The 17,427-nt window shown below is 59.1% G+C and carries 12 protein-coding genes and 2 pseudogenes; 4 read left to right on the forward strand and 10 right to left on the reverse strand.

Annotated elements, in window-relative coordinates:
* Positions 1 to 85 precede the first annotated feature (85 nt).
* The 9 genes and pseudogenes from J2046_RS11550 to J2046_RS11590 all read right to left on the reverse strand — a co-directional run.
* Entirely contained in the window at positions 86 to 1,264 is a 1,179-nt protein-coding gene (locus tag J2046_RS11550; protein WP_210051854.1) for an ABC transporter substrate-binding protein, read from the reverse strand.
* Between the two features lie 285 nt (positions 1,265 to 1,549).
* Positions 1,550 to 2,764 (reverse strand): LysR family transcriptional regulator, encoded by a 1,215-nt coding sequence (locus J2046_RS11555; protein WP_210051857.1) that lies wholly within the window; start codon positions 2,762 to 2,764, stop codon positions 1,550 to 1,552.
* A 109-nt stretch (positions 2,765 to 2,873) separates the two neighbouring features.
* A complete protein-coding gene (locus J2046_RS11560; RefSeq protein WP_210051859.1) occupies positions 2,874 to 4,043 on the reverse strand; it encodes an ABC transporter substrate-binding protein in 1,170 nt (389 codons plus the stop codon).
* Positions 4,044 to 4,554: 511 nt separating this feature from the next.
* Positions 4,555 to 5,760, reverse strand: a complete 1,206-nt coding sequence (gene repC, locus J2046_RS11565) for a plasmid replication protein RepC (protein ID WP_210051860.1) — start codon at positions 5,758 to 5,760, stop codon at positions 4,555 to 4,557.
* Positions 5,761 to 6,056: 296 nt separating this feature from the next.
* On the reverse strand, positions 6,057 to 7,127 hold the full coding sequence (repB, locus tag J2046_RS11570; protein ID WP_210051862.1) for a plasmid partitioning protein RepB: 1,071 nt from the start codon (positions 7,125 to 7,127) through the stop codon (positions 6,057 to 6,059).
* Positions 7,128 to 7,155: 28 nt separating this feature from the next.
* Positions 7,156 to 8,421, reverse strand: coding sequence for a plasmid partitioning protein RepA (repA, locus tag J2046_RS11575; protein ID WP_210052162.1), 1,266 nt, complete (start codon positions 8,419 to 8,421; stop codon positions 7,156 to 7,158).
* Positions 8,422 to 8,880: 459 nt separating this feature from the next.
* The gene (locus J2046_RS11580) at positions 8,881 to 10,890 is read right to left on the reverse strand and encodes an aldo/keto reductase (RefSeq protein WP_210051864.1); all 2,010 of its coding nucleotides are present in this window, start codon (positions 10,888 to 10,890) and stop codon (positions 8,881 to 8,883) included.
* A 27-nt stretch (positions 10,891 to 10,917) separates the two neighbouring features.
* Positions 10,918 to 11,452 (reverse strand): annotated as a pseudogene (locus J2046_RS11585) (TOBE domain-containing protein); the annotation flags it as partial.
* Positions 11,449 to 11,916 (reverse strand): annotated as a pseudogene (locus J2046_RS11590) (ABC transporter substrate-binding protein); the annotation flags it as partial. The pseudogenes J2046_RS11590 and J2046_RS11585, both read right to left, overlap by 4 nt.
* A gap of 86 nt (positions 11,917 to 12,002) precedes the next feature.
* Between J2046_RS11590 and J2046_RS11595 the strand changes: the two are divergent.
* From J2046_RS11595 to J2046_RS11610, 4 genes are all read left to right on the forward strand, one after another.
* Positions 12,003 to 12,914 (forward strand): helix-turn-helix domain-containing protein, encoded by a 912-nt coding sequence (locus J2046_RS11595; protein ID WP_210051866.1) that lies wholly within the window; start codon positions 12,003 to 12,005, stop codon positions 12,912 to 12,914.
* 231 nt (positions 12,915 to 13,145) lie between these two features.
* A complete protein-coding gene (locus J2046_RS11600) occupies positions 13,146 to 14,402 on the forward strand; it encodes a glycosyltransferase family 4 protein (protein ID WP_233469701.1) in 1,257 nt (418 codons plus the stop codon).
* Positions 14,399 to 15,682, forward strand: coding sequence for a glycosyltransferase family 4 protein (locus tag J2046_RS11605; RefSeq protein ID WP_210051868.1), 1,284 nt, complete (start codon positions 14,399 to 14,401; stop codon positions 15,680 to 15,682). Before J2046_RS11600 ends, J2046_RS11605 begins: the two co-directional genes overlap by 4 nt.
* 86 nt (positions 15,683 to 15,768) lie before the next feature.
* On the forward strand, positions 15,769 to 16,836 hold the full coding sequence (locus J2046_RS11610) for a glycosyltransferase (protein WP_233469724.1): 1,068 nt from the start codon (positions 15,769 to 15,771) through the stop codon (positions 16,834 to 16,836).
* Here the strand turns inward: J2046_RS11610 and J2046_RS11615 are convergent.
* Entirely contained in the window at positions 16,818 to 17,426 is a 609-nt protein-coding gene (locus J2046_RS11615) for a putative colanic acid biosynthesis acetyltransferase (RefSeq protein ID WP_210051872.1), read from the reverse strand. The two genes, J2046_RS11610 and J2046_RS11615, sit on opposite strands and share 19 nt — an antisense overlap.
* Position 17,427 lies beyond the last annotated feature (1 nt).

The raw sequence follows: 17,427 nt of genomic DNA on the forward strand, positions 1-17,427 counted from the left end.
GAGTTTCTTGTGACTAAGGGGGCGCTGCCAGATAACTCCTCACCCGGCTGCCGGCTTGCTAGGCGGGGTAAGGGGTATCCAGTCTTTACTTGGCTTCGGCTTTTTCCGGATCCTTGAGCGCCTCGAACGTCTGGAATTCGACGTTCTGCAGCTCGCCGTTCACTTCCTTGACCTCGCGCATATAGATGTTCTGGATGATGTCGCGGGTCTCGGGATCGATGGAGACGGGGCCGCGCGGGCTCGTCCAGGAAAGCCCCTTGACGGCCTCCATGAAGGCCGGCCCGCTCGCATCGCCCTTGGTCTTTTCAAGCGCGGCATAGATCAGCGCCATGCCATCATAGCCGCCAACCGACATGAAGTTCGGGCGCATGTTATCGTTGGCCTTCTTGAAAGCCTCGACATAGGCCTTGTTTTCCGGGCTGTCGTGCGCGGTCGCGTAGAAATGACCGGTGATAGTGCCAATCGACGGTTTGCCCATGCTGTTGAGGATGTCGTCATCGGTGACGTCACCGGTGGCGATCAGCTTGATACCGGCATCGGCAAGCCCGCGTTCGGAGAACTGCTTCATGAACAGCGAACCGACGCCCGACGGAAGGAAAACGAAGACCGCATCCGGCTTGGCGTCGCGCACCCGCTGCAGGAAAGGTGCAAAGTCGGGGTTCTGCAATGGAACGCGCACGGCCTCGGTGACCTCGCCGCCCTTGGCCTTGAACTCCTTGGTGAACCATTTTTCGGCATCTATGCCCGGGCCGTAGTCAGACACGAGCGTTACGACGTTCTTGATACCATTCTGGGCAGCCCAGGTGCCAACCGGAAGCGAATATTGCGGTAGCGTACCGGAGGTGCGGGTTATGAACGGCGAGGCTTTGGTGATCGATGCCGTGCCGGCAGCCATCACGATCGCCGGAACCTTTGCCTGGGTCGCAACCGGCGCGACCGACATGGCAAGAGGAGTGAGACCGAAGCCCGCGAGAACCTTGGCGCCGTCGTTGACCACCAGTTCCTGCGCAATACGGCGGGTCTGATCGGCAACACCTGCGTCGTCACGGATGATGAGCTCGATCTTCTTGCCGGCGACGGTGTCGCCATGGGTTTGGATGAAGGTCTTGGCACCGGCCGAGACCTGGCGTCCGGTGGAAGCAAACGGTCCGGTCATCGGCAGGATAAGGCCAACTTTCACAACTTCCTGCGCGGCCACCGGAAATGCGGCAAGGCAGCCAAGCGCCGCGCCTGCGGCAGCCACCAATGTTCTTCTCTTCAGCATGAGTCTCCTCCTCAGGGTGCGGATTATGTCTATCGGCCTCTTGCCAGCCAGCCGATTTTTCAACCGAAGCGGCAAATCCTCACGATCTGGCGCCTATATCGATGAATGTATACATAGTCGTCAACCGGCTACGGTATTTTGATGCCCCATTATTTTCGCTTTCGGTTCCGCCTGTGGCGTAAGCTTCAAGCTGCAATCTCTCCCGGGGCTTGTTCCAGCTCCCACTATTAAACCGGACGCGGGCCAGATGTTTATCAGATCGTCTGCCGTTCTCATAAGTTCTCGTTATAGCGGCCGATCGGGCCGTGTCGGCAGAAGTTCCAGAAACGTCTGCTGTGCGGCAGTCGGCAGCCAGTCCTTGCGAAGCGTCACCCCGATCGGTCTCGACGTGTAGCTCAGATCGAAAGGCAAGGCGCGCATCAACCCGCGAGCTATTTCCGCTTCCGCCTGAAGCCTGGACGTGCACCCAAGATGCTCGCTCGTGTCCAAGAGTTCGCGCATGAGGATGAGCGAACCGGATTCGACGATGCTTTTGGGCGACCCGCTGGCTGCGTTGGCGAATATGCCATCGAAGTAGCGGCGGATTGGCGTACCGCTCTGGCCGACAACCCAGGGGTAGGCGGCAAGCTCCTCGACCATGATTTCCGACTTTCCGGCCAAGGGGTGATCGTTGCCCGCAACCAGAACGACGGTGTCGTAGAACAGGACCCTCTGCTCGACGTCCCCGATAGGTGCAGGCTCCCGTAGTGCGCCGAGCAGGAAATCGATCTCGCCCCGGCGCAAAGCTCCGAGCAGGTCAGGATAAGGACCTTCCTGAATGTGGATGGGAAGGTTTGGGCGGAATTTTCGGAAGCTCGCGATCGCTTTCGGCAACACATAGGATTTCGCAAGAGGCGTGGCACCGATGACGATCTGGCCGGCTTCAGCCGTCGTGAGCTCTGCCATGTCGGCATCTGCCTGTTCGAGTTCAAGGAAGGCGAGCTTTGCTGCCTGGGCGAGCACCTGCGCCGGGCGGGTCGCGACAATCCCATAGGACGCGCGTTCGAAGAGAGGCCGCGCTGCTTCCTGTTCGAGCTGGCTGACCGCGCGGTATACGGCGGGCTGGCTCAAGCCAAGCCGCCGCGCGGCGAGCGTGAAGTTCTCGGTTTCCCGGACGGCGATCAGAGATTTCAGCTGTGCCGTCGTAGCCGTCACCTTGAGCCTTGGCGAGAGCTCGGAAAGGGACGGGTCGAGATAACCGAAGGCGCGCCTGATGCGCCGCGCCAGCATTTCCCCGCCGGTATTGGCAAAGACGCGTTGCGGCGTGCGGGAGAAGAGCGGCATGCCCGCCGTTTTCTCGATTTTCGACAGCGCCTGCGTGACGGCGGGCTGCGATACGAAGCACAATTCCGCTGCCTTGGTAACCGAGCCGGTATCAACGACCGCAAGAAACGCCCTCAGGTGCCGCAGGCTATGCTGCAATATGGTGGATGCGGAAGCGGGCGACGGGGAAGAACTCATGATCCCGTCATTAACACATCTCATGATGGAATCGGGAACCGTTTAAAGCCGAGACAAGGATGGCGGGCCAAAGCCCGCCATCCGCATATGCAACGATCCTGCCCGCCGATTACTTGGCATTCGGATCCTTGATCTTTGGATAGGTGGCGAACTCGACATTGTAGAGTTCGCCATCCACTTCCTTGACCTCGCGCATGTAGATGTCCTGCACGATGTCCCGGGTCGCTGGGTCAATGGTGATCGGGCCGCGCGGACTTACCCACGATGCCCCCTTCATGGCTTCAATGAGTTTGGTGCCATCCGTATCGCCCTCAGTCTTCTTGAGGGCGGCATAGGCCAGCGTCATGGCATCATAACCACCGACCGACATAAAGTTCGGACGCATCCCCTTGTTGTCTTTCTTCACCTGCTCAACGAAGGCCTTGTTTTCCGGGCTGTCGTGCAGGGCCGAATAGAAATGGCCGGTTATCACCCCCTTGGCCGCCGGGCCAATGCCGTTCAGAAGATCATCGTCGGTGATATCGCCAGTACCGATCAGCTTGATGCCCGCATCCGCCAGTCCGCGTTCGATGAACTGCTTCATGAACAGCGAGCCGACACCCGACGGCACGAAGGCGAAGACCGCATCGGGTTTGGCGTCGCGCACGCGCTGCAGGAAGGGTGCAAAATCCGGGTTGGCGAGCGGAACACGGACGGCTTCGACGATCGTGCCGCCTTCCTTCTTGAACTGGTTAGTGAACCCCTGCTCGATGTCGATACCTGGACCATAGTCGGAAACGAGGGTGACGACGCGTTTCAGGTTGTTCTGCACCGCCCAGGTGGCGACCGGAACAGCCGACTGCGGGCCGGCCATCGAAGTACGAGCAAAATATTGCGATTGCGGCATGATCGCCGATGTCGTGGCCGATGTGATAATCGCCGGGATCTTCGCCTGGTTAAGGACCGGAGCGACCGACATGGCAAGCGGCGTCAGGCCGAAGCCCATCAGCATCTTGACCCCATCGTTGACGACGAGTTCCTGGGCTATGCGGCGAGTCTGGTCAGCAACACCGGCGTCGTCGCGAAGAACAACTTCGATCTTTTTGCCGGCGACGGTATCGCCGTTCAGCGCCATGTAAGCCTTCACGCCGGCGTCGACCTGGTGACCGGTCGAGGCAAACGGACCGGTCATCGGCAGAATGAGGCCTATCTTGACTGTCTCCTGTGCGGCCGCCGGCAGAGCCACAAGACCGCTCAAAGCGATCCCGGTCGCAGCCATCAGTGTCCTTCTGGTAATCATTTCTTTTCCTCCTCAAAAGATGACCATTTCCAAAGCTTGCGTGACAGGCCGCATCCTCCTTGCGGCCATGGCCCACCACGGCTTGCAGAGCATATCAGGTTCAGCAGAACGAGCAGTCAACCAGTTGAAATGATCTGCAGGCCCACAATTTCCCTTTTTCATTGACGCGATATCCTGGGTCGCCGCTTTCTGATGATCCGGGGGACTCTTTCTAAGACGGCCTCACAAAACCGTGTATACACTATCGCCCCTGCCTCCCTATTTCCCGAACATTTCATCCGGCGCCTGGCCAATCTATGGCGCGATATCACAAGCGCAGAAAAGGTATTCGTAAAAAAGGAATTACAGACCCCACTCCAGAAACCGTCAGTTTTCCCATCCTCCATCGCGACGCTACAGAAGCAATAAGTCTGTATACATTCACTGTCAATATTAGCCTTTCGGATCAAAATCATCAAAGGAAGGCATATGAATCCTGACGCTCCTCAATTCCACCCCCGGCGAGCCGCCGCTATCCCCTCAGCGCGTTCAGCATTGGATGAACAGAGAAGCGGCCCTTTTCCGCCTTCCGTGTCAAATCGCGCAGGTAACCGCCCGGCGAGCGGATATCCTCCGCCCTTTCCAGGATTGCCGCGACGACGATTGCGGCGGAAATGTCCCCCATCGCTGCCCTCGCCGCCGCCCAAGCACTCGGACTGATGCCCAGCATGGAGCGGACAAGATCAGCCGCCTCCACCACGTCCCGCCAGTTCTTCACCCCGGTGCGAGCATAATCGGCAATCTGCGGGCAAGTTTTCAGGAATTCCTTCAGCCCAACTCCGACAGATTTGCGTTCTGGGGCAATCTCCGGCATTCGCGGCGCCGGGGTGTTATGTTCTTGGCCGTTTAATTCAAAAGTTGGGTCTGTATTTGAATTCTGAATATGCTGCTCAAAAACAGACTCATTGGCGCTCATTTCCTGTTCCGAGAGACTATTAAGATAGGCATTCTCCACCTCAGCCCTCAGCCGGATCAACGCGTCGCAGCGGATTTCCAGTTCCACAATCTCGGTCCGCCTCGGCACGCGACCGGAAAGTGTCTGCAGCCGCTCCAAATAGGTGCCCCAGTCCCCTGTCCTGCTTTCATTGAGCGCTGCTTCCACGGTCTTGGCAATGTCGCGCAGATGCAGCGTGATCTCCGAACGAACCCGGGCAATCCGCTTCGCCTCCGCCCGTGCGGCTTCCGCACGTGAAAAGATCTCGTCGGCCCGCAGCGCCAAGGGCGCCAGGTCAAACCCGAAGGCGCTCTCAACCTGACCGCTCCCATCACGGCGGCAGAAACGCTTGCCGTTGGCGCTGTCGCGGCGGAAGATCAGCCCTGCCTCGACCAGAGCTGCCAGATGCCGCCTCAGCGTCGCAGGCGACATGCCGCGGGAACGGATTGACAGTTCCACGTTCGATGGAAAGACGATGAGTGGCGCACTACCATCGAGTTCGCGTTCCTGATGAAAGCTCGTCAGCGCTTCAAGCACCGTGATCGAGCGGTCCGAGAGGCCATAGACCTCCCTCGCCTCGGTGAGCGCCCTGATAAGCTGCCATTTCTCGGCCTTGCCGGTGTGATTGCCACCCTCGCCCGCGCGCAGACGTTCCTGCCGGCGCTCCACTTCGGCTCGGAGGGCAAAATTGCGCGCAGAAAATTGCGCGCCGCCAAAAGGCGTCGTTGCCAGTCTTTCCACCATATCCGTCTCCGTTCGGAGGCAAGCGCCCGCGGAAACGTCGCAATCAGCCAAAATCTCCCACGCTCGGACACGGCATTTCTGCCGCCGACTCTTGACTTTGGACTATGGAAGTGATTCTCTTGAACTGCTTAGATTGAAGAGGGCTTCCAGGACGGTGACGTTTTGGGGGCCTTTTTCTTGCTCTCGTAGCTTCCTTTCCGTGTGTTCCGATACGCCCGTTAAGGCATTTCTACTTCCGTTTGTGCATGCCATTGCCCGGAATCGATTTCCGCTTTTGGCAACATGCAAGACAGCTCTCAGCTCTTTCCGGCCGATCGACCTGTCAGAAACTCCTCGTAACGGGCGGCGAGCAATGACGCCGCCTCGTCGACAAAGGCGGCGTCGACATCCGCCGCAAATTCGATACGCTTCGTCTTCCCTTCGCGCCTCACGCGGGCGAAGACCTGACCGTTCCTATCCTTCAATTCCTGCGGCTTGGCAGGCTCAGGCTTCATGCTCGCATCGAGCCGTGCGAACAATATCTGGAAACGGCTGTCGCTGTCGGCCACCTTGAATCGTTCGGTATGGATCACGTCGGTCGCGATATGCTGCTTGGCCTCCCGCGAGAGGATTTCGCCGAGCTTCATCCAGCGCTCGCGCCCGACCTTCGGTGCCGGCCCGACAGCCCGGATGAACCGTTCGGGCACACTTTCCACCACCTGCAGCAGGCGTGACAACTCGCTCTTCTGCACGGCCAGTGCATCGCCGACCACCTTGCGGTCGAAACCGAGGCTCACGAGATTCCTGGCAAACAGCCCACGCTCGATGAAGGAAAGGTTGCGGCGTTCGGCATTCTCCTTACCCTGCGCCAACACCAACTCGTCGTCGGAAAGCGGCCTGACGATCGCCTTTACCTCGATGCCGAGACGAGCGGCGGCCTTGACGCGGCGATGACCGTAGGCGGTCTGGTAGCGGCCCTGCTTTTCAGGATGCGGACGCAGCAGCACCGGCACCTGCTGGCCACTCTCGCGGATGCTGTCCACCAGCGCTGCGAAATCCCCATCCTCATGCCCATCAAGCATCAACCGATCCTCGATGAAAGAGGAATCGATCCTGTCGGGATGGATGGTGACGACGCGCTCCCCTTCGCTCAATGCCTGTCGAAGCGCTCGGGCCTCTTCTACCTCGCGAGACATGGCTCCGAGGGAAAGCCCCATCGCCTTGACAGCACCCGATGCGCTGCGGGGCGGCAAGGCTCCCTCTCTCGCCGGCGCAGGTTTGGCCTCAGCCTCAGGCATGGATTTCGTCTCGGGCGCACGGGCAGGCTCGGTCGGTGCCAGCCCTCCCCCGAACAATGCCCTCAACTCATTCTTGCGGCTTCCCGCCATTCCCAAAACCTTCCTTCAGTTCAGTCCCCTATCGACCCCAGGCAGTGTGTATCAGCCCTTTGACCTCATCATTGACGGCATTCATCGCCTCGAGAGCGCGGTCATAGGTGGTGCGGGTGAAATTCTCGCGGCCCACCTCATAAAGTGTCTGCTTGGTGAGCCCAGCGTCCGAGACCGCCGTCGATTTCAGCATCGGAGCCGTCAACACGCGATCCCCGAAGAGCGAGCGCATAAAACCGACGATCTGTGCCTGCGGCCCGTCATTCGGTTCATATCGGGTGACGAGATAACGCAGGAAATCAAAATTCAACGTACCACCCGCTTCGCGTACGACCGCAAGCAGATCGGACGTCATGAAGAGGAACTGGTTCATCGAGGCGACGTCGAGCATCTGCGGGTGCACGGTAACGATGACCGAGGTGGAGGCACACAGCGCCGAGAGGGTCAGGTAGCCGAGCTGCGGCGGGCAGTCGATCACGACAACGTCGTAGTCGGCTTCCACCGTCTGCAGTGCTGCCTGGATACGTGCGAAGAAGAGCGGCCCAGCGTCTTCGCCGTTCTGGCGGCGAGACAGCGCTTGTGGCGTCACGTGCTCGAATTCCTGCAGCTCGATATTGCCCGGCACGAGATCAAGGCCGGGAAAATAGGTGCTGCGGATAATGTCCGCCAAGGGACGCTGCTCGTCGTCATAGCGGATCGCGCCGTAAAGCGTGTCGTTGCCGGTGAGATCGAGTTCCGGTTGATAGCCGAAGAGCGCCGAAAGCGAGGCCTGCGGATCGAGGTCGATGGCCAGAACCCGGTGACCGGTCAACGCCAGATACTGGGCGAGATGCACGGCAGAAGTTGTCTTGCCCGAGCCACCCTTGAAGTTGGTGACCGAAATCACCTGCAGGTGTTCCCCGCGCGCCGCATCGCGACGCGGCAGGTAGGATCGCGCCTTGGCGATGTTCCCCTTGGCAAGCGCCTGTTCGGCAAGATGGCGGCGGAGCGCATTGATGTCGGTAAGCGAATAGAAGCGCCGGCCGCCGGCGCCCGTCTCCGGCTGCGGCCCTTCTCCTGCCAGCGAAAGCTGGCGGAGATAGCCATCGGATACGCCGACCAGCTTTGCCGCTTCTCCAGACGAAAAGGCACGCAGCGATTTCATCGAGGCCGGGGGAAAGAGCCGCTCGCGCATCGCCTTCAGTTGTTCGGAAAGCGCCCGCGCATCCCTGGCGATCGCCTCGTCGGCGAGCACGCGCGGCTCGACCACAGCTCCTGTGCTCCCCGCTCCCGATTTCTTCGCCGATACGTTCATGCGTTTGTTCCCCTTCGTGTCCGCCATGCCTTGCTCCCTTCGATGACCAGAGGCAGGATAAACCTCCGATATGAAGCCGGCTTGACCGGGCACGTGATTCCCGTCTGATTTTATACGCTGAGCAACCGAACTAACAGAGGCGGCCACCGGTTACGCTGAAATGAAAAATATCCGCTCAATTCCGTTACGGAAGCTGAACGCCTCTCCGAGTCGCGTCAAGGATTTTTTGGTTAACGAGAAGTTATCGATCTCAGGGAGATCGATATAGCCTATCAAGGAGACGAGACTGCTCCAGGATTTAGCCGTCCGGCGAACTGCAGTATGGCAGGTAAGTTTGCTCAGGATGAGCGGAATATGCGAATGGAAAGACAGCCACCAAAGCGGCGCTGACTTTCATTCATGACCATGAACCGAGTTTGCAACGGCCGGGCCGAAAGCCCGGCCGTTCGGCGCTCGAGATTATGATCCGTTTTCCAGCCATGCCACTTGCCCCGGCGAGAGCTGGATATCAAGGGCCGAAAGACTGTCCTCGAGCTCGCCCACGGTCCGCGGCCCGATCAAGGGTATGACAGGGAAGGGTTGTGCGATGACATAAGCCAATGCGACGTGGATCGGGTGACGTCCAAGCTTTTCGGCAAGCTCTATTGCCCGGTCGCGACGCTGGAAATTGCGTTCGCAATACCAGACGCGAACGAGTTCTTCGTCGTCGCGTTTGTCACGGCCGGCCCGGTTTGTGAAGAACCCGCGCCCCTGGCTCGACCAGGCAAAGTTCGGGATCTGCCTCTCCATCAGCCATCTCTTCCAATCATCGTCAGATGCGGCAACACATCCTGCCCAGATCGGATCGAGCATTTCGGCAAGCGAGAAATTGTTTGAGAGGGCGCGGGGGGGTGCCCTGCCGTTCTTGCGGGCATAGGCGATTGCTTCGTCCATGCGTTCGCGGCTCCAGTTCGACCCGCCGAAGATGCCGCGGATCCTGCCACGCTTCACTTCCGCATCCATCGCATCGACGAACTCACCGACCGGAACATCCGGATTGTCGCGATGCATGAAATAGACATCCACATAGTCGGTCTTGAGGCGGTCGAGCGATTGATCCAGTTGCCTGGCAATCACATCGGGATAGCAGAGCGGCGAGTGAGCGCCCTTGCCGATCAGGATGAAATCCTCGCGAGGCAGCCTTCGGCTCGTATGCCAGTCGCCGAAAATCTTCTCCGTCTTGCCGGCGCCGTAAACATAGGCGGTATCGAAAACATTTCCTCCCGCTTCATAGAAGGCATCCATGGTCAAAGACGCAGCAGCGAAGTTCGGGAAGAACTCAAACCCCAGGCTGACGACGGAAACCGGTTTCGCTAAGCCCGGAATCTGCCGCTTGGGCACATTGCGGCCGGCACGAACGGTCCCTCCGGCAAGGTTCGTGAGACGCTTTGCAGCTTTCTCCACGCCATATTCCAGGCCGACCGAAGCCCGCCATTGATCGAGCACGCGCAAATTTCCAAGTGAATCCGCAGCGCTCATGCCCGGCCAGGCGAATTCGGTCCGGCCTTCCCGGATAGCCCCGCCGGCCGCATCCACCTCAAAAGAATAGAGATATCGTCTCTCCTCAAGCTCAACCGCCTCGCGTTCGTTCCCTCTGAATATCTCGATCCGCCCGACACCCCCTTGTCGGCCCGAAGCGAACCAGAAATCCTTGACTTCGATCCGTCCTTCGGAGCCGATGATACGCAGCGTGTTGTCCTGCTGAGCCATGATCGAGCAGGAGACCTCCGCGACGATGCCGTTGTCAAATTTGAGAACGGCGGAAGCCCATTCGTCAACACCTGATTGACCGAGATGAGCTGCGCCGGTGACTGTTTTGGGCTCCAGAAAATCCTTGCCCTCGACGGCTCCTGCAATCAGGCGGACCATGGAGACCGGATAGCCTCCGACATCCAGAATGCCGCCACCCGCCGTGTCGTTGTTAAAAAGGCGATGTTCAGGCTTGAAGCCTCCCATGTTGAAGCCGAAGCTCGAGCGGATGATCCTGATGTCTCCGATCACGCCGCTCTTCACCAGTTCTATAAGCTTCGCCGTCTGCGGATGAAGACGGTACATATAGGCTTCGCCGGCGAAAACTTTCGCTTTTCCGGCTTCATAAAAGACGACGTCGGCATCATAGGCGGAAAGCGCGATCGGCTTTTCGACCAGCACATGTTTGCCGGCGCGGATGGACTTGATCGCCCATTCCGCGTGTCCGGTATGGGGAACCGCGATATAGACTGCGTCTATCTCCGGATCACCAAGCAGCGCCTCATAACCGGCGACGATCCTCGCACCGGGAAAGGCCTCTGAAAGCCCGGGTTTGTCCGGATTGCGCGTGGCGATGGCAACGAGTCGGCCGGTTTGTGAGTGTGCAATCCCTTCGGCGAAGGCGCGCGCAATCGTGCCGGGCCCGATAATGCCCCAGCGGATTTTGTTTTCTATGGTCATGACTCTTTCCTTGGATGATGAAATTGCTCAGCGGAGACGATTGCCTGTCTCGTCGAAAAGAAAGGCGCGGAGCGGACACGCCCACGGTCAGGTGCGCGCTATCGCCGTTGTGGCGGGATTCCGGTTGCTCGATGACGATCGTCTCGCCGGAAAGACTTGCATGGACATAGCTGGTATTGCCGAGATGCTCTGCCACCTCGACAACAACCCTCAAATCGGCGTCACCTTCTCCCGCCTTGACGAAGTGCTCCGGCCGGATGCCGAGGATTACAGGACTGCCCGGCGCGAGGTCGGACGAAATCGGAACGGTAAAGCTTATCTTACTTTCTGCGGCCAAGGCCACGGTGATCCCCTTCGGACTGCGGTCCACCACCTCGGCTCTCAGGAAGTTCATCTTGGGCGACCCCACGAAACCTGCGACGAACTGATTGGCGGGGTCGTCATAAAGGTCGAGCGGCGCTCTCACCTGCTCGATGCGCCCTGCCCGCAACACGACGATTTTGTCGGCAAGCGTCATGGCTTCGGTCTGATCATGTGTCACGTAGATCATGGTCGTGCCAAGCCCGCCTTCTCATAGAAGTCGCGCCGATAAAAGATGGCAACGGGGCCGGAATCCCACGGCACGGCATAGGATACGCCATCCACTTCGAGTTCCGTCCGCTTGAATTCCGGGAACAGGGCTTGAATTTCCGGTGTATATCCCACTTCACTCAGATCGGCGAAGCAATCGGGGAAACGATTCCAGAAGACCTCGGCTTCGAAGTTCTCGATCGAAACGATGTCGGGCAGGCCTTCTCCTCCCGCCGCACAGGCCGCCAGCGTCTTGTCGTAAACCTGATCGTTGCCAAGGTCCTCCACCTTGACCTTGATGTCCGGGTATTTCTTGTTGAAGCCCTCAAGTGTCGCCTTGAGCGCCGACGCGGCAACGTCCCAGTTCCAGATGGTCACTTCGCCGGACTGCGCAAAGGCGGTACCGGACATGAGCGATGCGACAACAGCCGTCGCCCCCGCAAGTTTGAAGCGCATTGAAAACCCTCCCTTTTCAATTGCTGTCCCTTCGGAAACATGCCTAAATTATCGCCTGCGAAACGTCTGTCTCCGACAAAGGGAACATGTATTTGGCGGAAAGTAAGGTGGCCACGAGAGCGATCTATCAACCCGGGGCAAGCAGCATCGAGGGCTTACCAACTGCCTTGCAGATGTTCTTCACCCATCCGCTGATCATGCTGATGCCACACTGGCACGCACAGGTAGAGGTAAATTACGTGATCCGGGGTACGGTTCGGTACCGCATGGGGGAACACGACATTCGTCTCGACGCCGGGCAGATGTGCCTCTTCTGGGGAGGCCAGCCGCATCGCATGGACGAGTCCTCCGACGATTCCCTTTATGCCGGCGCCCATCTGCCGCTGGTGCATTTTTTCCGGTTGCGGTTGCCGGGCGACGTTTCCAGGCAACTGATGCACGGCGCGACGTTGCTGACATCCGCCACCGACACGGCGGACCGGGAGAATTTCGCGCGCTGGTTCGAATATGTGACTTCAGGCAATCCTCTCAAACGGCAACATGCCGTCGATGAATTGCTCTTGCGGATAGAGCGTATTGCCCTCGATTCCTATTGCATGATCCCCGACGCGCTATCGGGAGCCGAGCCGATCAGCCCCGACCAGCCCTATGCGCAATCGGCGAGAAGCGTCGCACGCATGTGCGATTTCATCGCGGCAAACTTCATGCAGGATATCGACACGATCGACATCGCCCGCGCCGCCGAACTTCACCCCAAATATGCGATGAACATCTTTCGGAAATCCACCGGGATGACGCTCAGCAAATACGTCAATCTGCTGCGGCTATCGCGTGCCCAGGCCCTCCTCATGCAGGAGGGAGCCAACGTGCTGCAGGTTGCGATGGACAGCGGCTTCGGTTCGATCAGCGCCTTCAATAAGTCCTTCCGGCATATTGCCGGCATGTCACCTTCCGATTTTCGACGAGACATCCGCGTGGTGACCTGCGCAATGCCGTAAGTGACCATGTTGCCGACCGCCACTCATCGACGGTCAGTCGGCGCTCACTTCACCCGTCGAGCAACATCTGACAGGAGCCGGCGAGCCGCTTTTTACATTCTGCGACATACGCCTGAACTGATCGCAGTAGGTATGATTCCGACGGCCCTATCACCTTCGATCAGCTTGCGGTCTTGCTCCGTCTTGCCAAGATTGCTCCGGTAGGCCCTGGGTGGCTTGCGGGGGCACGGCATGAAGATCATTTTCCTCAACCGCTATTTCTTCCCGGATCAGTCGGCCACCAGCCGCATGACCACTTCGATCGCACTCGCACTGGTGCAACGCGGATTCGATGTGATGGCTGTCGCCAGCCGCGAAATCCATAACCAACGCACCACCAGCCTGCCTGCAGATGAGGTCATTGCGGGCGTGCAGGTTAAGCGCCTTGCCACATTCCGCTTTGGCCGGCACACGGTGGTCGGCAGGGCGATCGATTATCTTTGCTTTCACGTCCTCGCGTTCTTCTGGCTTCTGCGCAATGTTTCGGCGGGCGATATGACGGTGGTATGCACCGACCCTCCATTCCTGTCAGTGACGAGTGCCGTAGCGCTGCGCCTGAAGGGCGGGATCATGGTAAACTGGATCATGGATCTATTTCCGGAAACGGCAGTCGAACTCGGCTTTTTCCGGCGTTGGCGGCTACCCATGCAATTCGCTCGCAAGGCGCGCAACTGGTCACTGAACTCACCCGGAATTACGGTCTGCTCTACGAGCAGGATGGCGACATATGTCGAACAACAGGGATTGCCGCGGGACCACCTGACCATCATGCACCACTGGTCGGATGACGAGGAAATCTATCCGATCCCACCATCCCGGAACAGGCTCCGCAGCCAATGGGGATTAAGCGGCACATTCGTGGTCGGCTATTCCGGCAATTTTGGAAGAGCGCATGAATTCCAGACGATCATCGATGCCGCACGGCGACTGAAAGACCGCGACGACATCCGCTTTCTTCTGATCGGAGGCGGACATCAGCATGCTGCCGTCATGGAGGCCGCGCAGCAGTTCCAGCTGGACAACATGATCTTCAAGCCGCTGCAGCCTATAGCAAATCTGTCCGAAAGCCTGAACGCTGCAGATGTGCACCTCGTGTCGCTGCTGCCCGAACTCGAGCATTGCATCGTACCGAGCAAGTTCTACGGCATCCTCGCGGCCGGTCGCCCGACAATCTTCATCGGGGATCAGGATGGCGAAGTACCGCGCGCGCTCGCTTCCAATGGGTGCGGAAGAAGTGTCGAGATCGGCGCAGTCGATGACCTCACGGCCACCATATGCGACATGCGAAATAGTCCTGAACTCCGCACGGAGATGGGGCAAAAGGCTCGTCAGCTCCTGTTGAAAGAATATTCGCGAGAGAGAGCGATCGATGCCTGGTGCGCGCTGATCACGCGGGTCCGGAATGCGAGTCCGTCCGTCTCTCCCCTCGCTCAGGGTATTTCGCCATGAACGGAAAGGTCGTCGTCAGCCAGCTCGGCGCCCGTATGCACTATGCCGTGCCCAGGATATTCGCATCGCAGGATCGGCTGGCCCATTTCTACACCGACATCTGCGCGACGAAGGGCTGGCCAAGAATAGTCAACTATTTGCCCTCCGGTCTTTTTCCTGCGCCCCTCAAACGCCTTGCTGGTCGCCGCCCCAGGGGCGTTCCAGCAGAGCTCACCACGGTCTTTTCAGGCTTCGGAATCGGCTCGGCACTGCGCCGGATGCGTGTCAAGGATGCCATCGAGGAGACCGGCCACGCGGTATGGGCGGGATCGACGTTCTCGCGGATGGTCGCGCGAAACGGGTTCCATGACGCCGCAGGACTTTATGCCTTCGGCGGCGATGCCCTCGAACAGATGCACGCAGCGAAGCGGCAGGGGCTTTGGACGGCAGTCGAACAGATGATCGCGCCGCGCGACGTGGTGGAAACACTCGTGGATCGCGAGATGCATCGCTTTCCGGAGTGGGCAGGGCTGCCTCGCCACAACCCTCATGCTCGCATATTCGCCAACCGGGAAAGGGCTGAGTGGGCTCTCGCCGACTACATCGTCTGTCCTTCGGATTTCGTCCGGCAACATGTCATCGCCTGCGGAGGTCCCGGTGAACGCTGTATCGTCGTGCCCTACGGCGTCAATTCGGCTTTCACTATCGACCGGAGAAGACGATCGCCCGGACCTCTACGGGTTCTGACGGTCGGAGAGGTCGGGCTACGCAAGGGCTCCCCCTATGTTGCCGAGGCCGCGCGACTGGTCGGAGGGGCCGCGACATTCCGGATGGCCGGCCGCCTCAGTATCTCCGAAACCGTCCGGCAGGACATCTCGCGGTGGGTGGAACTTCGCGGCATCATTCCCCGGTCCCAGGTCGCCGATGAATTTCGCTGGGCCGATGTCTTCCTCCTTCCGTCGCTCTGCGAAGGATCGGCCACCGCAGCCTATGAGGCGCTCGCCGCCGGTCTGCCCGTCATCACAACAGAGAATAGCGGGACTGTCGTGCGCGACGGCATAGAGGGGTTCATCGTGCCTGTTTGCGATGCCGAGGCAATCGCATTGGCGGTAGAGCGTCTCGCCGCAAATGACGGGCTGCGGGCATTGATGTCCGCCAACGCACTGCATCGCGCGGCTGATTTCACTGTGGAAGCTTACGGACAGCGGCTGCTCACAGCCTTGTCGATTTCGAATGCAAACCAACCAACAGGAACAAGGACTGTTCCTGAAACGCAAGTTCAACGGCAATTTTTCCGATGAAGATCGTGCACGTAATCGCGTCGATCGACCCCAAAAACGGCGGTTTGCAGGCAGTCGCGATGCGCATCGCCGCTGCGCAAGGGGCCATGGGCCTCGATGTCCACATCGTCACCTATGGGAACACAGCGGTAAACACGCAGGTGATGGAGATCGGGAAGGGCATACCAGGCTTCTCCAAAATCCACTGGCATATCCTCCCGGACGCAAACGGGATTGAGAGGCTCTTTTGCTTCAGAGGCCGAAGAATGCTTCGCAGGGTCCTTGAACAAGCATCCTTCATGCACATTCATGGTATTTGGGAACCGTTCCTCCTGCATGCTGCGAAATTGGCGAAAGCGGACGACATCCCCTATTGCGTCTGCCCGGCCGGAATGCTCGATCATTGGAGCCTCCAGCAAAAATCATGGAAGAAGAAGATCGCCTTGGGCCTTTGCTACAGAAGGATGCTGAATGATGCGGCCTTCCTCCATCTTCTGAACGTCGACGAGGCATCGGCAATCAAGCCGCTTGAATTCAAGGCCCCGAACTTCATCATCCCGAACGGGATATTTGCCGAGGAATTTGATCCCCTTCCACCCAAAGGGCTTTTCCGGCCCCAAATTGCCCTTCCGGCGAACCGGCGCTACATCCTGTTTCTCTCCCGCCTGCACTTCAAGAAAGGCCTGGATATTCTCGCCAAAGCTTTCGCCGAAATCTGTGGAACGTATCCCGATGTCGATCTGGTCGTCGCTGGTCCCGCGGGAGGGGCAGAAGGCGATTTCATATCCCTGGTCAGGCAGCTCGGCATCGAGGATCGGGTACATCTTACAGGCCCGCTCTATGGCAAGACCAAGATCGAGGCGATGGTGGATGCGGACTGCTTCTGTCTGCCGAGCAGGCAGGAAGGTTTCAGCATGGCGATCACGGAAGCGCTTGCTTGCGGCACCCCTGTCGTGATTACCGATCAATGCCACTTTCCGGAGGTTGCCGCGGCCGACGCCGGGATCGTCGTCTCGCTCGACCAGGGAGAGGTTGCAAAAGCTCTGGCGGCGATCCTTGATGATCGCGCGCGAGCACAATCAATGGGGCAGAATGGACGGCGGCTGGTTCTCGATAAATTCACCTGGCCGGCAATTGCCGACACGACACTCCGCAGCTACCGCTTGAGTGCATAGGAGGCCGCCGCTTCCAATCGCCGGCGTCCGACCGGTTTTGCCGGGTTGCCGACATAGATCGTCCATGGCGCCAGCGATTTAGCGGCAACACCCCTCGCCCCCAAAACAGCCCCTTCTCCAATCACGACGCCTGGGCCGACGAAGGCTTCCGCCGCGATCCAGGCGTTCGCCTCTATCGTAATGGGTTGGGTCATCAGCGGAAAGGCGCTGTCCTGGATATCGTGTGAACCAGTGCACAGATGCGACCGCTGGGAGACGGAGGCAAACTCACAAATTGTAATTTTGTCGACGTTGTAGCAGATGACGCCCGGCCCGATCAGGGCGTAACGCTCCATGACGAGATGTCCCGGCCACCAGATCACTGCCTTTGCGTGGACGATCGCGGTGGAGTGAATGTCTGCCCCGAACACCCGCAGAAGAAGATTGCGCCAGCGTCGCAATGGTGGCGGTGTCCAAGACGCGAGAAGACGCCAGACCGTCATCCAGATCAGTCGCTTTAGCCGGAAGCGCAGGGCGAATGTCGGCCCTCCGAACCGCGGCAAGGGGGTGGCGGCGTGTTTGAAGGCCGGATCGTCGTATCTTGACAGCATG

The sequence above is a fragment of the Neorhizobium petrolearium genome, assembly GCF_017873175.1.
Lineage (GTDB): Bacteria > Pseudomonadota > Alphaproteobacteria > Rhizobiales > Rhizobiaceae > Neorhizobium > Neorhizobium petrolearium.